Source organism: Fusobacterium varium, assembly GCA_021531615.1.
In the GTDB taxonomy this organism is placed as follows: domain Bacteria; phylum Fusobacteriota; class Fusobacteriia; order Fusobacteriales; family Fusobacteriaceae; genus Fusobacterium_A; species Fusobacterium_A varium_C.
Genome location: JADYUE010000001.1, coordinates 177,539 through 196,261, shown reverse-complemented (window position 1 = coordinate 196,261; position 18,723 = coordinate 177,539). Strand labels below are relative to the sequence as shown.

General features: G+C 27.8%; 22 protein-coding genes and 1 tRNA gene. 16 read left to right on the top strand and 7 right to left on the bottom strand.

The window, feature by feature from the left end; translation table 11 throughout:
* Positions 1-11: 11 nt before the first annotated feature.
* The 6 genes from I6E31_01050 to I6E31_01025 all read left to right on the top strand — a co-directional run bounded on the left by I6E31_01050 (position 12) and on the right by I6E31_01025 (position 4,966).
* Entirely contained in the window at positions 12-980 is a 969-nt protein-coding gene (locus I6E31_01050) for a VWA domain-containing protein (GenBank protein MCF2638550.1), read from the top strand.
* Complete coding sequence (locus I6E31_01045) at positions 970-1,980, top strand: hypothetical protein (protein ID MCF2638549.1); 1,011 nt, start codon at positions 970-972, stop codon at positions 1,978-1,980. The genes I6E31_01050 and I6E31_01045 overlap by 11 nt, the downstream gene beginning before the upstream one ends.
* A gap of 15 nt (positions 1,981-1,995) precedes the next feature.
* Positions 1,996-3,651: a BatD family protein gene (locus I6E31_01040; protein ID MCF2638548.1), complete on the top strand. Its 1,656-nt coding sequence runs from the start codon at positions 1,996-1,998 to the stop codon at positions 3,649-3,651.
* Positions 3,651-3,842, top strand: a complete 192-nt coding sequence (locus I6E31_01035; GenBank protein ID MCF2638547.1) for a DUF4250 domain-containing protein — start codon at positions 3,651-3,653, stop codon at positions 3,840-3,842. The genes I6E31_01040 and I6E31_01035 overlap by 1 nt, the downstream gene beginning before the upstream one ends.
* A 277-nt stretch (positions 3,843-4,119) precedes the next feature.
* The gene (gene rpsT / locus I6E31_01030; GenBank protein ID MCF2638546.1) at positions 4,120-4,380 is read left to right on the top strand and encodes a 30S ribosomal protein S20; all 261 of its coding nucleotides are present in this window, start codon (positions 4,120-4,122) and stop codon (positions 4,378-4,380) included.
* An 82-nt stretch (positions 4,381-4,462) separates the two neighbouring features.
* Complete coding sequence (locus tag I6E31_01025; GenBank protein ID MCF2638545.1) at positions 4,463-4,966, top strand: HAD-IIIA family hydrolase; 504 nt, start codon at positions 4,463-4,465, stop codon at positions 4,964-4,966.
* A 61-nt stretch (positions 4,967-5,027) separates the two neighbouring features.
* On the opposite strand, the gene thiD is transcribed toward I6E31_01025, so the two are convergent.
* The 7 genes from thiD to cls all read right to left on the bottom strand — a co-directional run bounded on the left by thiD (position 5,028) and on the right by cls (position 9,685).
* The gene (gene thiD / locus I6E31_01020; GenBank protein MCF2638544.1) at positions 5,028-5,831 is read right to left on the bottom strand and encodes a bifunctional hydroxymethylpyrimidine kinase/phosphomethylpyrimidine kinase; all 804 of its coding nucleotides are present in this window, start codon (positions 5,829-5,831) and stop codon (positions 5,028-5,030) included.
* 11 nt (positions 5,832-5,842) lie between these two features.
* The gene (locus I6E31_01015) at positions 5,843-6,085 is read right to left on the bottom strand and encodes a hypothetical protein (protein MCF2638543.1); all 243 of its coding nucleotides are present in this window, start codon (positions 6,083-6,085) and stop codon (positions 5,843-5,845) included.
* Positions 6,086-6,094: 9 nt separating this feature from the next.
* The gene (gene xth, locus I6E31_01010; GenBank protein ID MCF2638542.1) at positions 6,095-6,856 is read right to left on the bottom strand and encodes an exodeoxyribonuclease III; all 762 of its coding nucleotides are present in this window, start codon (positions 6,854-6,856) and stop codon (positions 6,095-6,097) included.
* A 128-nt stretch (positions 6,857-6,984) separates the two neighbouring features.
* Complete coding sequence (locus I6E31_01005) at positions 6,985-7,293, bottom strand: hypothetical protein (GenBank protein ID MCF2638541.1); 309 nt, start codon at positions 7,291-7,293, stop codon at positions 6,985-6,987.
* A 22-nt stretch (positions 7,294-7,315) separates the two neighbouring features.
* Positions 7,316-7,392 (bottom strand) — tRNA-Arg (locus tag I6E31_01000).
* Between the two features lie 53 nt (positions 7,393-7,445).
* Entirely contained in the window at positions 7,446-8,204 is a 759-nt protein-coding gene (locus I6E31_00995) for a PHP domain-containing protein (GenBank protein ID MCF2638540.1), read from the bottom strand.
* Positions 8,205-8,236: 32 nt separating this feature from the next.
* Positions 8,237-9,685 carry a cardiolipin synthase gene (cls, locus tag I6E31_00990; protein ID MCF2638539.1) on the bottom strand — a complete coding sequence of 483 codons (1,449 nt, stop codon included), beginning with the start codon at positions 9,683-9,685 and terminating at the stop codon, positions 8,237-8,239.
* A 194-nt stretch (positions 9,686-9,879) separates the two neighbouring features.
* On the opposite strand from cls, the gene I6E31_00985 reads away from it, so the two are divergent.
* The 10 genes from I6E31_00985 (at position 9,880) to I6E31_00940 (ending at position 18,719) form a co-directional block, all read left to right on the top strand.
* The gene (locus I6E31_00985) at positions 9,880-10,689 is read left to right on the top strand and encodes an SIR2 family protein (GenBank protein ID MCF2638538.1); all 810 of its coding nucleotides are present in this window, start codon (positions 9,880-9,882) and stop codon (positions 10,687-10,689) included.
* A gap of 2 nt (positions 10,690-10,691) precedes the next feature.
* Positions 10,692-11,924 (top strand): hypothetical protein, encoded by a 1,233-nt coding sequence (locus I6E31_00980; GenBank protein ID MCF2638537.1) that lies wholly within the window; start codon positions 10,692-10,694, stop codon positions 11,922-11,924.
* A gap of 11 nt (positions 11,925-11,935) precedes the next feature.
* Positions 11,936-12,718: a GTP pyrophosphokinase gene (locus I6E31_00975; GenBank protein MCF2638536.1), complete on the top strand. Its 783-nt coding sequence runs from the start codon at positions 11,936-11,938 to the stop codon at positions 12,716-12,718.
* 216 nt (positions 12,719-12,934) lie between these two features.
* Entirely contained in the window at positions 12,935-14,080 is a 1,146-nt protein-coding gene (locus I6E31_00970) for an iron-containing alcohol dehydrogenase (protein MCF2638535.1), read from the top strand.
* Between the two features lie 31 nt (positions 14,081-14,111).
* Positions 14,112-14,936, top strand: coding sequence for a MerR family transcriptional regulator (locus I6E31_00965; GenBank protein ID MCF2638534.1), 825 nt, complete (start codon positions 14,112-14,114; stop codon positions 14,934-14,936).
* A 346-nt stretch (positions 14,937-15,282) separates the two neighbouring features.
* Positions 15,283-16,377 (top strand): hypothetical protein, encoded by a 1,095-nt coding sequence (locus I6E31_00960; GenBank protein ID MCF2638533.1) that lies wholly within the window; start codon positions 15,283-15,285, stop codon positions 16,375-16,377.
* Positions 16,377-16,643, top strand: a complete 267-nt coding sequence (locus tag I6E31_00955) for a hypothetical protein (GenBank protein ID MCF2638532.1) — start codon at positions 16,377-16,379, stop codon at positions 16,641-16,643. The genes I6E31_00960 and I6E31_00955 overlap by 1 nt, the downstream gene beginning before the upstream one ends.
* A gap of 16 nt (positions 16,644-16,659) precedes the next feature.
* Positions 16,660-16,959, top strand: a complete 300-nt coding sequence (locus I6E31_00950; protein MCF2638531.1) for a BMC domain-containing protein — start codon at positions 16,660-16,662, stop codon at positions 16,957-16,959.
* A gap of 13 nt (positions 16,960-16,972) precedes the next feature.
* Entirely contained in the window at positions 16,973-17,272 is a 300-nt protein-coding gene (locus tag I6E31_00945) for a BMC domain-containing protein (GenBank protein ID MCF2638530.1), read from the top strand.
* 22 nt (positions 17,273-17,294) lie between these two features.
* Complete coding sequence (locus I6E31_00940) at positions 17,295-18,719, top strand: aldehyde dehydrogenase family protein (protein ID MCF2638529.1); 1,425 nt, start codon at positions 17,295-17,297, stop codon at positions 18,717-18,719.
* The last annotated feature ends 4 nt before the right edge of the window (positions 18,720-18,723 follow it).

Here is an 18,723-nt window from a genome sequence, read left to right as displayed (position 1 = left end):
GAGGTGAGAAAATGGAATTTGGAAATCTTAATCTTTTAATATACTGTATAATTCCACTGCTTATACTCATTCTGATGATTATAGGTATGCAAAAAAGAAATAGAATATTAAGTATATTAAAAATGAAAAAATATAATTTTGTTCAAAGTTTAAAAATATTTTTAATTAGTTGTGGAGCTTTGTTAGTAGCTATATCTCTGCTTTCACCACAAAAACCTGTTGATAGTGAAAATGTAGAGGTAAAGGGATTAAATATCTATGCTCTTATAGATACTTCACGTTCTATGATGGCAGAGGATGTTTATCCAAATAGACTTGAGGGAGCTAAAAGAACTCTTGAAAAACTGTTACACAATTTAAAGGGAGATAGAATAGGTTTTATCCCATATTCAGATAGTGCATATATTCAAATGCCACTTACTGATGATTACTCAATAGGTAGCAACTATATTAATGCCCTTGATTCAAACTTAATATCTGGTGGAGGAACTGAGCTTTATCAAGCATTGGAACTAGCTGAAAAATCTTTTAATGAGATTCAAAGTGAAAATAAGACTATTATTATACTTTCAGATGGTGGAGATTTTGATAAAAAGTCTTTGGATTTTGTAAAAAAGCATAAATTAAATGTCTATGCTATTGGAATAGGTACAGATGAAGGAAGTATTCTTCCTGAGTATATTAATGGTAAAAAAGTTGGTTTCATTAAAGATGAAAATGGCTCTCCAGTAGTAAGCAAACTAAATTCAGATTTTATGAAAAAGCTAGCCGAAAGTAGTAATGGAAAGTATTATGAAGTAAATAATTTAAAGGATAATACAATAGACTTTTTTAAAGATACTGCTAATCTTGAAAGAAAAAATCAAAGAAATGAAAATATGACTGTATATAAAAAATATTTTCAAATTCCACTTGGAATAGGAATGCTGTTTATTCTTTTAGGATATCTTTTAAGGGGAGGTGCAAAAGATGAAAAATAAGGTAATATCTATTTTGTTACTTCTTCTTTCTCTCTTTGCTTTTGGTATCAATCTCAATAGTGCTAGAGCATACTATTATATCTCTAAAGGAAACTCATTTTTTAAAAATGAAAACTTTGAAGAGGCTAGGAAAAACTATGAACTTTCTCTAAAATTAAAAGATAATCCCAATGTAAAAAAGAATATTGTCAAATCTTTCTATGAGGAAAAAAAATATAAAGAGGTTATTGAAAATGAAAGTGATGAGTTCTTTTTAAGAGGAAATTCCTATGCTTTTTTAGGTGATAGTTTAATAAAGGAAAATCCAGAAGAAGCGAAGAAAAACTATAAATTAGCTCTTGAAGAGTATAAAAAAGCTATGAAACAATCTGATGATATAAATATTAAAAAGAATTATGAGATTGTTTTAAAGAAGATTGAAGATTTAGAAAAAGAGCAACAACAAAATCAAGACAATCAAAATAAACAAGATAATCAACAAGAAAATAAAGATAAGAATCAACAAAATCAAAATAATCAAAACCAAGATAAAAACAATCAGAATAGCAAAGATAATCAAGAGCAAAATAATAGTCAAAACAATAATAACCAAGATAAGAATAATCAAAATGATCAACAACAAAAAAATAATGATAGTAATAACCAAGATCAAAAGGATAACTCACAAGATAATCAACAAGAAAATGACAAGCAAAACAGTTCTAATAATAGTGATCAGAAAGATAATAACAATCAAGAGCAGCAAAATAATCAAAATAATAATAATCAACAGGATCAACAAAATAATAGTGGAGGAAATCAAGAAAATGATAAACAACCACAAGATAAAAATCAAAGTGGAGGAGCTTCCACAGGTGATAGAAAAGACTCTAAAGAGGACATTAAAAAGAATGAAATTGGAGTTATCTTAAAAAGACTTGAAGGTAATGAAAAGCAATCATTTAAAAATAATGAGAGAGTTATGAATATTGAAACTGGAAATTCTAATAATAAATGGTAGATATGAGGTGAAAATATGAAAAAAATAGTAAGTCTACTTCTATTTTTATTGATAAGTGTTCTTACATTTACAGAGGCAACCTTAGATGTAAATAATACAAATCCAAGGGTAAATGAGCCTATTGCTTTAAATGTAGAGTTTACTAACAGTGAAAAAGAGGACTATACCATTGAAGGACTTAATAACTTTAAAGTGCTTTCAAAGGGGGTACAAAGAAGTTATACTGTAGTAAATGGTAAAAAATCATCAACTATATTGGATAAGTATACCCTTCTTCCAATTAAAGAGGGGAGTTTTACTCTACAATTAAAAGGAGAAAAGGAAGTTTCTAATCCTTTGGAAATAATTGTTTCAAAAGAGGCAAAAGTTACTAATGTTAATATATCAGATAAGATTAGTTTAAAAACAGAGCCTAAAAATAATCAAGAGTACTACTTCGGGGAGAAAATTCCCTTTGAAGAGAAACTTCTTACAACTGTACCTATAAGTGATCTAAAATATATTGATCCCCCTGTTTTTAATAATTTTTCTGTAAAAGAGGTTTTTCCTACTGAACAAAATAGGAGATACCCAGAAAAAACTTTTACAACTCCACAAGGTAAACAAGGGTTAGAATTAACTTTACAACAAAGTATTTTACAACCTAACTCTTCTGGAGAGAAAACTATAAAAAGTGCTCATATAGCAGTTGTTGAAAGCAACAATAATGATATGTGGTACTATGGAAATCAACCTGTTGTATATTTAGGTGGAGAGGAGATTAAATTAAATATTCTTCCACTACCTACAAATCAACCAACAGGATTTCAAAATGTAGTTGGAAAATTAAAAGGTGAATTTAATTGGAATAGAGATGAAGTAAATTTAGGAGAATCTATTTTGCTTACTTTAAAACTTTATGGAGATGTAAACTTAGATACTTTAGAAAAGATTATTCCCTATGATATAGCAGGATTTAATATTTTTGAAAGTGTAAAAAGTAGTAGTGAAAAGATTATAAATGGAAAATATTACAGTGAAAAAACTTTTGAAATAGCTTTTATTCCTAGAACTAATAGTGAAAAAGCTATTCCAGAGATAAAAATACCATATTTTGATACAGAAAGTAAAAGCTATAAATATTTTACAATTCCTAGTAAAAATTTTAAAGTTTTAGGTGGGGTACAAAGTGAAAATATTACAAGTAATGCTCAACCTACTCAACAACAAGCTACCTCTACAAATTTAACTACTACTAAGGAAGAGCCAAAACAACAAAAACTAGATAAAGTGGAGATCAGCAATATTCCTGCTATCTCTGAAGAAGTTTTAGAATCAGAAGATCATCAACATTTAGTAAGAATTTATGGTATAATGATAGGTGAAGGAGTTATTATACTGATTTTACTGCTTTTACTTTTAAGAAAAAAGGTAGAAAAGAAAGGTATGAAATATGACTTCAGATCTATGAAAAGAGCAAAAGATGATTTAGAATTTTATGATCTTTATTGTAATTTAATGAAGGAAGTATTTAATTTTAGCCCTAAGGTCCATCTTGAAGATAGACTTGTTAAAAGTGGAGCTAGTAGTGCAATTGTTCAATTAAATAGAGATATTGAGGAGAAAATCTATAATCTTGAGCCTTTAGATAGAAAAGAGATTATAAAAATTTTAAAAAAGGAGATTAAATAGTGGGAGCAAATTATTTAGTTATGGATATCAATATAGTTTATAGTATGGTTAACATGAAACTGAGAGATTTTTACTCTTCTCTTGATGATTTTTGTGAGGGAGAAGATGTAGAAAAAGATGATCTTTTAGCTCGTTTTAATGATAATGGTTATATCTATAATGAGGAAACAAATCAATTTATCTGTAAATAGTTAAAAAAGTTATAGGCTGTTAGAAATTAGCAGTTTATAACTTTTCTATAATATCTAATATTTTTATTTAGTTTTTATAAAAAATACTTTTAATTTTTGAGAATTTATGATAAAATAAATATGGTCCATTGTACAAGAAAAGGTGTCTCTTTTGTAGCTTAACTTAAACAAATTAAAATTACTTCTTGTCAATAACAAGTTGACATTTTGTTTAATTTATGATATCATTTTATGGAAAAATAATTTATTTATTTGAAAATAATTGGAGGTTTTTAATTTGGCACATTCAAGATCAGCTAAAAAGAGAGTTTTAGTAGCAGAAAGAAACAGAGAAAGAAATCAAGCAGTAAAATCTAGAGTTAAAACAATGACTAAAAAAGTTTTAACAACTGTAGATACTAAAGATGTAGAAGCAGCAAAAGCAGCTCTATCAGTAGCTTACAAAGAATTAGATAAAGCAGTAAGCAAAGGAATCATGAAGAAAAATACAGCATCTAGAAAGAAAGCAAGATTAGCTGCTAAAGTAAACGCACTATAATTTTTCTTAGTATGTGAGAGGATATCCTGTATTGGATATCCTTTTTTCTTTATATAAAAATTTAAAAGGGAGATGAGGAAAGATGATAAAATTAATAGCTTTAGATGTAGATGGAACACTATCAAATGGAAAGATATATACAGATGATAAAGACAACAACTTAAAGGCTTTTGATGTTAAAGACGGATTTGCAATAGCTCAATGGATAAAAGAGGGTGGAATAGTTGCAATAATTACTGGAAAATCTTCTAATATTGTACAAAGAAGAGCAGACGAACTAGGAATCCAAGAGGTAGCTCAAGGGATATCAAATAAAGTTCAAGAAATGGAGAAATTAATAACTAAATTAGGTATAACTTTAGATGAAGTAGCATATATGGGAGATGACATCAACGATCTTGGTGTAATGAGAATGGTAAAAATTGCAGCAGCTCCTAAAAATAGTGCAGCTGAAGTTTTAGAGAGAGTTCATTTTATTTCTACTAAAGATGGGGGAGATGGAGCAGTAAGAGAATTCATTGAATTTCTAATGAAAGAAAATGGAACTTGGGAAAATGTAATAAATAGATTTTTAAATCAAAAATAGTAATAAAAAGAGTCTAAAAGATTAATGAGGAAAATCATTAATCTATATAGACTCTTTTATTTTAATATTCAATACCAGCTTTTTTATAAAGCTCAATAAGATGTCCTAAAGGACCTACCCCTTTACCAAGAGGAAAAGAGTTTCTAATAGCTTCAGTAATGTATTCTTTAGAAAGTTTTACACTCTCTTCAACTGAGTATCCTTTTCCAATAAAAGATGCAATAGCAGAAGAAAGGGTACAACCAGTACCATGAGTATGTTTTGTAGAGATTCTCACTTCTGGGAATTTTAAAACTTCTCCACTTTCTAACAGAAGAATATCTGTACAATTATCTTCTCTATGTCCACCTTTAATTAAAATATTTTTAGCACCTAAAGCCTGAATTTTTTTTCCAGCCTGAATCATATCATTTTCATTTTTTATCTCCATATTAGCCAAAACTTCAGCCTCAGGGATATTAGGAGTAACAACTGTCCCTAATGCTATAAGTTTTTTCAAATCTTCCATGCCCTCATCTTGTAAAAGTTTATATCTATTTTTAGAAAGCATAACAGTATCTATAACAATATTTTTACAACTATATTTTTTTAAAGTTGAAAGAATAGTTTTTATAACTGTACTACTAGAGAGCATACCTATTTTTATAGCATCAACTTCAATATCATCAAAGATTGCCTCTAATTGCATTCTGATCATATCTTCAGAAACCTCTTGAACAGCATGAACCCCCATACTATTTTGAGCAGTTATAGCAGTGATTACACTCATCCCATAGACACCTAAAGCACTCATTGTTTTTAAATCAGCTTGTATTCCTGCCCCTCCACAACTGTCAGAACCAGCAATAGTTAAAATATTTTTCATAGAATATCCTCCTATCCTATTTTAATCATATAATTTCCATTATAATGGATTTCGTCAACTACTATATCTTCATGTATAGGTCTTTCAGGGTTGAAACTTCCATTTTTTCTAAAGAAAGCATTTATATTATCAACATCGTTAGGAGTAAGAAAAAATATCATTACACAACTCATTGGTTCAAAAAATCTGTATCTTTCTTCAGGAACTGGCTTTTCTTTCTCCCAAACTTCACAAAATCTTTTAAAGTTTTCCATTGTTACCTCCTAAAAATTCTCCTTTAATTTTAAAACAACAGGACAGTGATCAGATCCTAAAGTATCTTTATGTATTTCAGCATCTTCTAAAGAATCCTTTAATCTTTCAGAAACAAGGAAATAATCTATTCTCCACCCAGCATTGTTTTTTCTGGCATTGAATCTATAAGACCACCAAGAGTAAGCTCCTGTTAATTCTGGATAAAAATATCTAAAAGTGTCAATAAATCCGCTTTCTAAAAGTTTACTCATTTTTTCTCTCTCTTCATCAGAGAAACCAGCATTTTTTCTATTTGTTTTAGGATTTTTCAGATCTATCTCTTGATGTGCAACATTTAGATCCCCACAAACAATAACAGGTTTTATTTCATTTAATTTTAGAAGATAAGTTCTAAAATCATCTTCCCATTTCATTCTATAATCTAATCTAGCAAGAGCTTCTTGAGAGTTTGGAGTATAAACTGTAATCATAAAGAAATTTTCAAATTCTAATGTTATAACTCTTCCCTCTTTATCATGCTCCTCTATTCCTAATCCATAAGTAACAGATATAGGCTCTTTTTTAGTGAAAATAGCTGTTCCAGAGTAACCTTTTTTTTCAGCATAATTCCAATATTGATGATATCCATTAAGTTCAAGATCAATTTGTCCAGCTTGTAATTTAGTTTCTTGTAAGCAAAATATATCTGCATCTTCTTGATTAAAATAATCTAAGAAACCTTTTTGTACAGCAGCTCTCAATCCATTTACATTCCATGAAATTAGTTTCATACATATCTCCTTTTTTAATTTAATTCTTTTAAATTATATCATAAATATGATTTTTTTTAAATTGTAGATAAACTATAGTTTAATATAAAAAAGCTGGAGTAATTATTAACTTGCTCCAGCTTATCACACTAATCTTTTAAATCTTTTAAATATTGTATTTTTATATCAGAACTTAAAACTAACTCTCTAACTGTATTATTATACTCTTGATTTTTTCCACCACTAGAATTGATTCTATTTCTATATTTAGAGAAATCCTCTTCTAGTTCAGCCCTCTTATCTTCTTCAATCTCTTCAGATACAAGAGAATCAAATCTTTTAGATAGTTGAGTATATTGTTTTTTAATCTTATTTTCTTTATATTTACTCCAAAAATTTAGATTACTACAACCACTGAAAATAAAAATAATAAGAAAAATAAAAGATAATTTTTTCATGATAGTACTCCTAAAATAAAAATGGCGATCCCGATGTGGTTTGAACACACAACCTATTCCTTAGGAGGGAATTGCTCTATCCAATTGAGCTACGGGATCACTCAATTTTTATTATACTACAAAATTCAGATTTTGAAAAGAAAAATTTCAACTTATAGTAAAGTATTCTTTAACATATGGATTAGATGTTTTTGTCCTATTCCACTGATACTACCTATTTTAAAAAGATAGTTCATAACAGTATCCCCAACTCCAACAGATGCCATATTAGCATATTTATAGAAGGCTATAGCCTCTCTTATTATGTGAGCATCACTTCCAAAAGTAGCAGTTAAGTTAAACTGTTCTCTAATTTCAGCAGCTTGTAGATTTCTAACCATAGGTAGAGCATGATTGTGAGTTTCAATAGAGTCAACTTTTTTTATAATATCATATATGTATGGTTTATTGTGAATGAAGTTTTTTTGAACAACTCCACAAATATGAGGTATAGATTTATGACAGTTTATCCCTTGTAAAGCATCAAGATATTCATAAATAGTTCTATGTGTTTTTGCCATTCTTTTTAGATTTTTATATCCTTCAACCTCTCTTCTATAAAAATCTTCTAAATCTTGCATCTCATTAAAATACACAAGCATTTCAAATCCATCTTCACAACCGATCTCTATACCAGGAACTACATTGATCCCCTTTTCATAAAGCTCAACAGATCCTCTTATTTCATTGTGATCTGTTACAGATAGTAGATACCTTTTATTTTTAACAAAATTTTTTAAAAAATCAGGCTTAATAAAGCTATCTGACGCAGTTGTATGAATATGAAGATCATAATAAAAATCCCCTATAAATTTAGCATCACTTTCTAAAAATTTAAAAAAGAAAGAAGAAAGTTTTTGAAATTCTACCATTTTTGTCACCTCGTGTAAATGAATATATGTAATTATAGTATAGGAGCAAGAAGTCTACAAATAGATTCCTTGCATTTTATATAGAAACCTCTTTTGCTATATTCACTTCTTAATAATTTACTACTTGTTTTCATATCATCATAGAAAATCTCTCTAAATTTCTCAGCAATATCCTTTTCATAGATATTAATATTTATTTCAAAGTTTTGATAGAAACTTCTATTGTCAAAGTTGGCAGTTCCAATACTTACAACTTCATCATCTGCAAGGACCATTTTGCTATGTAAGAATCCTTTATGATATCTATAAACAGTAACTCCTAAATCAAGAAGTTCTCCTACAAAATATTGATTAACCCAATAAATAAAGAAGTGATCGGGTTTATCAGGTATCATTATTTTAATCTTTACTCCAGAAAGTGCAGCTATTTTTAAAGCCTCTAAAATAGTATCATCTGGCACAAAGTATGGAGTTTGTATATAGATATATTTTTTAGCCTCTAAAATTATTTTTAAAAATGTATCTCTCATAGTTTTAAACTGATAATTTGGTCCACTACTGACAACTTGAGAGTATCCAGAATATTTTCCTTTTACTTTTATTATCTCTTGGAAAGCTTCATGTTCAAAGGCGTACTCTTTAGGTTGATATACAACAGGTTTCTTTTTAGCAATTCCCCATGAGAAGAAAAACTCTTTTTCTAATTCTAAAACTGCCTCACCAAAAACTCTCACCCCTGTATCACGCCAATGTCCAAGTTTTCCTTTGCTCAAATACTCTAAACCAATATTAAATCCACCAATATAACCTAATTTACTATCAATAAGGCAAAGTTTTCTATGATCACGATAGTTAGCTCTTAAATTAGCTATTTTGAAAAAAGCAAAGGGAGAGGGAAAGAATATCTCTACATTGATATTATTATCTCTCATAAGTTTTATCATTTTTCTATCAGCTCCACCAGCCTCATCAATGATTACATTTATTTCAACTCCACTTTTAGCTTTTTCAATAAGAATATCTATTATTCTTTTTCCTAAATCATCATATCTAAAAATATAGTATTCCATATTAATTGAATGTTTAGCCTCTTTTAAATCCTCTATCATATGATTAAAAAAAACATTTCCATCAGTAAATAATTTAAAAGCATTTAAAGTTGTTAATTTATTATTAGAAGCTATTTCAAGGTAGGAGATAAGTTGCTTCCATCTATTTAGATCTTTTCTTTCAGAGGAGCTGATAACTTTTTTGCTATGAAGAAATTTCCATTTATAAAATTTATCAACAACCCTTTTTTTTCTAAAGCTCAATCCAAAAAATAGATAGAATATAAATCCAATATATGGAGCAAGAATAAGTATAGTTATCCAAAATAAAGTATATACAGGTTTTTTTCTTTCTAAGAGTACAATTGTAATTAAAAAGAATATATTAATAATTACAATATAGTCTTTAAAAAAAGTTATAATCAGATTCATTTTATCACCTCATAGTTTATATTTTAATAATAACACTTTTTTTAATATATTACTAATAAAAACATAAACTATTTCCTTTTTTCTAAAAGTGAATAAAAATTTTCCTTGACTTTTTGTAAGTTTTTTGTTGTTAAATTTAAGAAATTAAGTTATACTAATAGTGATAGAAAATAAAACACAAGGTAGGTGACAACATGAAGAACTTTTTTGATAAGTTTGGAGAAGCACAAAAATTAAATCTATTTATAGGAGATTTTGTTAGTGAAATAACAGGATTTCCAAAAAGAGTAGAACTTGCAGATATGATAATTTTTGATATCAAACAATCAGCAAAAGGATATATCAAAAATAGAGACTCTTTTTCAGATGTAGCTCAAGCTTATCTAGATGCAGTTATAAGTTCAAAAAATTCTCTTTTAAAACAAATAAGAGAAATCTTTGATATGAAACATTATAAGAATGTTGATATATATGACAATATTTTTGAGCTTGATTATTTTAAAACAATAATGACAATGAATTATGATATAGTTTTAGAAAAATTATATCCAAATTACATAAATACAATTACTCCTACAAAAAATAATTTTTCAGAAGATGAAAAAATCAATTTTTATAAAATTATGGGAGATATTTGTAATCCAGAGGATCTTTTTATTACAAGCCAAGATGTAAGAAAATTAAAAGTACTTGATTTTTATAATGGATTTTTTGAACAGATATGTACAGAATTAAAAAGTAGACCAACTTTATTTTTAGGGGTAGAGTTAAAAGATCCAGATTTTATAGATATGTTAGATTTTATAATGAAAAAAGCTGGAAAAATTGGACAACCGATGTATATAGTTTCTTCTACTTCTGTTATAGATAGTAAAGTTAGCGAAGTAATTAATAGATACAATTTAAAACTAACTGTTTTTGATGAAGTTGAATTTTTAGATGGAGTCAAAAATCTATTACAAAAAGAGGATAGTGATCAAGTAGAAAAAAAGTTAGTGAGGTAATAATGGAGTCTGGGGACATTATTACCGAAAAAAAAGATGAAAAAAGTAGTGAAATTTTTGATGAGCTTCAACAAAAAAAGCTATTTGCTGAAAAAGAGTTAGAGATAAAATCTCAAGGGGAAGAAAAAAAGGAAGTAGAAACTCAAGAGAATACCTTAGCTGATATAACTGAAGAAAAAGTTCTATCTGCTGAGGAAAATTTAAAGATAGAGAAAGAAGAAAAAATAGAAGTTCAAGAAACTTCGACAAACAATGAGAGTGAAAAGGAAGAGGTAAATTTAAAAGAAGCAACAGAGAGCGAAATAGTTTCAGAAGAGCCTGAAGAGGAAAAAAAAGATGAAATTATAGTTGAAAATGTTGTAGCTGAAAATTTAGAGGAGAAAAGAGATCCTAAAGATATTACAATCTTAACTGATAATGATGATGTAAGGTTAGTTGAAAGCGGATTAGAAATACAATATACTTCTCTACACCTAAATAATTTTCCTATTTCTTATTCTAATTTCTCTAATGAACTATCTTTTAATGAGGTTATAAGTATAGGAACTTCAGCAATAAAAATAGGAGAAACTCTTTTAAATAATACCTCTCTAAAAATTTTAGTTTACGATAAATTTAAACTTTTAGAGATAAAAACAAGAGAATTTAAAGTAGCTTTAAGTATAGATCTTTTAAATGGAGAAACTCTTGTAAAAAATGGAGATTTCTATAAATATGAGATTTTTAATAAAATAAAAAACTCTCGTTTCATAGAAGTTATAAATATTTTCAAAGAGATATTTAGTGGAGCAAAAATAGAGTTTAAATTTAAAAAATTAGTTGGAGATATAACTTTTGAAAATAGAATAGAGGTATATAAATTTAATCTATTACAAGAGTTAGCAAATTCATATAAAAATATAGTGAACTCATTTTCTTTAAATAGAGAAAAGAATTTTGCAGAGGTAACTAATAGTTTCTATGAAGTTTTTTTAACTGAAGCTATTTTAGAAGGTAAAAAAATTGATAGTTGGATTAATTTTAGACTAAAGAATGACTTTGATATTCAAGCTGGAGATAATCTAACTTTTGAAAGAATTCATAAATTAGACTTTAAAGGAATTAATTTTGATATAAAAGAGATTATAAAGGTTAAATCTGAAGTTAGTGAAAGAGAATTTACAAAAGATAATGAAATATGTGGTTATAGAAGAGCAGTTGAAATATCTTTAAAAAAAGTAGAAAAATTTAATTAAAGAGGTGAAAAATGTCTGATATTTTAGATAAAGAACAGTTCTTTAAAAGGTTTTCTATTGATGAAAAATACTTTGAATCAACAGGACTAGTTTGGGAAGAATTACTAAAAATATATGAAGATTATATAGCTCTTGTTCCTTATTTAGAAAAAGAGGCAGAACATATAGTTTCAAAATTAATTGATGGAAATAATGTGCATTCTGTAAGAAGAAGAGTTAAAAAACCAGAACATCTTATTGAAAAAATTATCCGTAAAGGAAAAAAATATGTTGATAGAGGGATTTCTGTTGAAACATATAAAAAAATTGTAACAGATCTTATTGGAATAAGAGTGTTGCATCTTTTTAAAGATGATTGGCGTGGTATACATGAAGATATTATGAATTTATGGGAGATAAGAGAAACTCCACAAATAAATATAAGAAGAGGGGACTACAATGTTGCTCAACTTCAAGAGAGTATATCAGAGTTAAATTGTGAAATTGTAGTAAGAGATCATGGATATCGTTCTGTTCACTATTTGATAGGAATACCAGTTACTAGAAAAGATGAGATTCTTGTAGAAATTCAAGTTAGAACAGTGTTTGAAGAGGCGTGGAGTGAGATAGATCACTTGATGAGATATCCTTATGATGTTGATAACCCAATAATTACAGAGTATTTAGGTATATTTAATAGAATTGTTGGAAGTGCTGATGAAATGGGAACATTTATTAAAAAGATGAAATCTCAATTTAGTTTACATAATGATAAAGAGTGTCCACCAAGAGAACTAGATAATAAGTTTAAATAAAAAAACAAGAAAAGGTGATTAAATTTTTTTAATCACCTTTTTATATGAAATGCTATGTTATTGAATTATTTATGACAAAAATAGTAATGATTAAATCAATATAGATGATAGATAAACATGTTGATTTTATAAAGTTTATATGTTATTATGAAAATGACTGAAAGGAATAGGCAAACTTTAAATCTTTTTAAAATTTTATTTTAAGGAGATAGAAAGATGCAAGAATTTACTATTAGCACTACAATTTGTTTTGGTGAAGAGGCTTTAAAAAAATTAGGGGAACTTGTTGATAAAAATATTTTAATAGTATGCGATAAGTTTATTAATAGTTCTGGGATGGTTGAAAAAGTTAAAAATTATATTCACAACTGTAATGTAGCAGTATTTGATGAGGTAATACCAGATCCTACAGTAAAAATAGTAGCAATGGGAGTTCAAGTTTTAAAGAATGAAAATATCGATTTAATTATAGCTTTAGGTGGAGGATCTTCAATTGATGGAGCAAAGGCTATAAGAGAGTATTATAATAAATTAAATAAAGATCATTCTAAAAAAATTGAATTTTATGCAATTCCTACTACTAGTGGAACAGGATCAGAAGTAACAGAATATTCTGTTATTACAAATGAAGCGGAACATCTAAAATATGCTTTAACTTCAAAGGAATTATTACCAACAGTTGCTATTTTAGATGCAGATTTAATTAAAAGTGTACCAAAAAGTATAACAGCAGATACAGGAATGGATGTAATAACTCATGCAATAGAAGCTTATGTCTCAAATGGAGCAAATGATTTTACAGATGCCTTTGCAGAAAAAGCTTTTAGTTTAGCTATAGAAAATCTAGAAAAAGCTTACTTAGAAGGTGAAAATTTATATTATCGTGAGAGAATGCATAATGCCTCATGTTTAGCAGGATTAGCATTTAATAATGCTGGGTTAGGAATAACACATAGTTTAGCTCATGCAATAGGAGGAAAACTTCATATTCCACATGGAAAGATAAATGCTATTATTTTGCCTTATGTAATTGAGTATAATTCAGATTGTAAAGTAACATCTTATGTTGGAGAGAATTGTAATTTAGTGACTAAAAAATATCAAAAATTAGCAAAAATTATAGGGTTAAATTCATGTAATCCTATAATAGGAGCCAATAATTTAGTGAGATATATATCTGAATTAAATAAAAAATTAGGAATTCCTAAAAACTTAAAGGAACTTGGGAAAAATATAGAAGATATAAATATATTTAAAGAAGAAGTGTATAGAGCATTAGAAAAAGATGTATGTACAAAATCTAATCCTAAGAAAGTATCTCAAGAAGAAATTTATAAAATTTTAGACAAAGTAATTGGCTAGAAAATAAAAAATTGAATGCTGTGGTGAGATAATGAGTGAGAAAAAATATTGCATAGGGAAAGTGGAAAAGATATGTAAAATAGGAAAAAAAACATTGAGATTTTATGATCAAATTGGTTTGTTATCTCCTTGTGAAATAAATGAAAATGGTTATCGTTATTATGATAAGGATAATTTATATACAATACCAGTGATAAAATATTATAAACAAAGTGGATTTACTCTTGATCAAATAAAATCATTGATTTATAGTTCTGGATTTTCAACAATAGAAGAAGGTTTTGGAGAAAAAATTAAAGAGTTGCAATCAATAGAAGAGGAATTGGATTTAAAGAAAAAATCTATAGAAGATTGGTATTCATTAGTTAGAGAAGCAAAAATGGTTATAGAATATGATATTCAAGATGTTAAAATAAAGTTTTTAGAAGAAGCTGAGATGCTTTTTTTAGAACAAGATTATGACTATGATTATGTAAAATCTGTTATAAATATAGAATTTACAAATTACATTGAAAAGATAGAAAATGCAATAACAGGTCCAGTCATTATAGAGTTTCCTTCTTTTGATGAAAAGATAGAAAAGAAATGTAAAAAAGTAAGAATTTTACAGAAAAATTTAAAAAAATGTTCAAGTGATAAATTAACTAAATATGGTGGTTATATGGTGGCTTCAGCTTATCATATAGGATCACATGAAAATATTGATGAAACATATAAAAAAATAAAAGATTGGTTGAAATACCATAACTATAAATATGATGATATATGTTTTGAAAGATATGTGATTGATTATTGGAGCACAAAAGATGAACAAAAGTATGTTACAGAGATAATGGTGAAATTAAAAATACAATAATTTAGTATAAAAAGACCTTAGTAAAAGTATTAAGGTCTTTTTTATTATATAAAATCAAAACCTTCCACCTATATGGAAGGTTTTAATTTTGACTAAAAATATATACAAAAATAAAAATCAGACATTAATTTACCAAAATGACACTTTAATTAATTTTGAAAAAGAAATAAAAGAATAATTTTAGAAGTTAACGTTCTATAAAAGAACTGTCATAAAAAATGAAAAAATATTTGACTTTAACCTTAAATGGAAGGTCTATAATAAATTTGAAAAAGATTTAAGCCAACCTTTTAGTCTAAATTAGAATAATTTAAAAATAATATTAATATTTTTTAGGAGGAGTTAGATGATCAACAGTGAATTAACGGAAAAAGAGATAAAAATTCTTAAATTGAAGGCTGAAGTTAAGAATAAATTTTTAAAGAAGGGAATACAAATAGCGTTATTTTCTGGAATAACATATGGTATCTATACAGCATGCTTAACATTGGGAATGACAAAAGGAGTATGGTCAGACTGGTATGGAGAAAACACAGCAGGACTTTCAGCATTTGTAATAGTTTATCTTCTAGCAGCTTTAGGAAATGCAATAAATGATATTTCAAGTTCATTTTGGGCGATATTGAACTCAATATATCAAGGAAAATTTCAAGATTTTTTAAGAACATTAAATACAAAACCTGGTAAGCAAATTATGCTTGCAGCATTAATAGGGGGACCAATAGCAGGAACAGCATTTGTTGTAGCACTACAAATGGCAGGATCTATAATAGTTCCAATTTCAGCATTATGTCCTGCAATAGCAGCTATCTTAGGAAAAATCTTTTATAAACAAGAGATAAATAAAAGAATGGCTTTAGGAATAGGAATTTGTGTTTTTGCTAGTTTTATGATTGGTAGTACAGGAATGGGAGAGAACTTCTCAACAGAACTTTTATTAGGACTTATTATTGCAATTATAGCAGCATTTGGTTGGGGATTTGAAGGTTGTGTAGCTGGATATGCTTCAGCAATGGTTGATACTCAAATAGGAATCTGTGTAAGACAATTAACTTGTGGAATTGTAAACCTTTTCATAGTTGTTCCAGCAATTGGAATAATGGCAGGAGGAATTGATATTTCAACTTCATTAACTATACAAGCGTTAACAAGTATGCCGGCAATGATCTGGTTTGCATTAAGTGGATTATCAACATTTGTTTCATTTATGACTTGGTATAAAGGAAATAGTATGTGTGGAGCAGGACTTGGAACAGCATGTAATGGAACTTATTCATTCTTTAGTCCTTTCTTCTGTTGGTTATTTTTAGGAGTTATTTCAGGAATTGAAGGATGGAACTTACCAACAGTTGCTTGGATAGGAGCAGTAGTTATGATCTTTGGAATATTATTAATTGCTGTAAATCCATTAGATTTTTTCAAGAAAAAGGAGGAAAATTAATGAAACCATTAAATTATGCTATATTAAAATATTTTACAAAAGTTTCTAAAGCATCAGCAGATGATGTAATGGAAGCATTAAAAAATGAGTATTCATCTTTTAAAGCATTTAACAAAAAAGATATAAAAGATGCTCTTCTAACAGCAGAGGCAAATGGATTAATAGAAGAGGTAGCAGCAGATTTAAGTGATGATGGGGAATTAATTATCTATTATCAAGCAAGTGAAGAAAGTAAAGAAACAATAAATAGCTTTATAAAGGACTAAAAAGAAGGAGGAAAAGATGAAATATTATGGAAATGAAGCATTAGGGCTTGTGGAAACAATAGGGTTAGTTCCAGCTTTAGATGCAGCAGATAAGATGTTAAAAGCAGCAAATGTAGAACTTGTATCTTATGAAAATATAGGATCTACATTAGTAACAATAATGATAAAAGGTGATGTGGCAGCAGTAACAGCAGCAGTTGAAGCTGGAGCAGCAGCAGCAAAAGCAATTGGTACACTTACAGCAAAAAATGTTATGCCAAGACCTATTAGTGAAGTAGGAAAAATAGTTTCAGTTCATGATATAGATGGAGAATAGAAGGAGTAGGGATATGATAAGACGTGAAGCAATAGGATTAATAGAAACATTTGGACTGGTATTTGCTTTAGAAGCAGCAGATGCTATGTGTAAAGCAGCAGATGTTGAACTAGTTGGGTATGAAAATGTTGCATCAGGGTATATATCTGTAATTGTAACTGGAGATGTAGGAGCTTGTAAAGCAGCAGTTGATGCAGGAGTATATGCTGTAAATAATATGGAAGGTGGAAATTTATATAGTTCAGTAGTAATTGCTAGACCACACAATGATTTACAAAAGATAATAGATAGATATGCTATTGAAAATTTATAGTTTTACATGAAGGTGAAGAGAAATGGATATTATAGATAACGACTTACTTTCTATGCAAGAGGCAAGAATATTAGTTGAAAATGCAAGAGAAGCACAGAAAATAGTAAAAAATTTCTCTCAAGAACAACTAGATTTCATTGTAAATAATATTTTTAAAGAAATAAAAGATCATATAGAAGAGTTTGCAAAACTAGATTATGAGGAAACAGAGATAGGAAATGTTGAAGATAAAAAATTAAAACTAGAATTGTTTTTAAATAATTTAGAAAAAGCTTTAAAAAATATGAGATGTGTAGGAGTAATTGAAAATAACAGAGAAGATAAAACTTTAGATGTTGGTGTTCCTGTAGGAGTAATTGCAGCTTTTTGTTCAGAAGCTAATATAGTTTCCACTCTAATTTATAAAAGTATAATAGCTATTAAATCAGGGAATGGAATAGTTTTTGGAATGTCTAAGAAAGCTAAAAAAACTACTAAAAAAGTAATGGATACAATTGTAGATATTATAGAAAGATCAGGTGCACCTCAAGGGATTATCTCTTATATAAGCAGATGCTCACTAAATGGAAGCAAAGAGCTGTTAAATCATAAAGATATAAATCTTATATTAAATACTGGGATAGATGAACTTTTAGATGAGATAAAAACAAGTGGGAAATCATATATCTATGGAGGAAATGGAGATAGCCCAATATTTATAGAAAGAACAGCAGATATCAAAGAAGCAGTAAAAAATATAGTAGATAGTAAAACTTTTGATAATGGTATTATTCCTGGAAGTGAAGAGATAATAGTTGTAGAAAAAGTTATCTTGGAAGAGGTAAAAAAAGAGTTTATAAAAAATAATGCTTATTTCCTAAATGAAGAGGAATCTAAGAGATTAAAAGAGATTATTTTTGATAAATTTGGAAAATTTAATAAAAACTATATAGGAAAAAGTTCACAATTTTTAGCAGAGAAAGCTGGAATAAAAGTAGAAAAAAATGTGAAGTTATTAATAACTAATGAAAAATATTTAACATTAGATAGTGAATATTCTAAAGAAAAGCTTTGTCCAGTACTTGATCTTTATGTAGAAGAGGATTGGAAAAATGCTTGTGAAAAATGTATAGAACTTTTATTAAGTGATAAACAAGGACATACATTAATAATACACTCTCAGGATGAAAATATAATAGAACAATTTATATTGAAAAAACCAGTTGGAAGAGTTTTAGTAAATACTGGAGGAAGTTTTGGTAGCTTAGGAATAACAACTAATCTTTTTCCAGCTATGACTTTGGGAAGTGGAGTAATAGGAAAGGGAATAACTTCTTGTAATGTTTCTCCTAGAAATCTAATTTATATTAGAAAAGTTGGATACGGAGTAAGAAAAGTAGAAGAGATTTTAAAAAATAAAAATTTAGAAGAAAAACTTAAAGAGATTATAAAAACAATACTAAAGTAAAGGA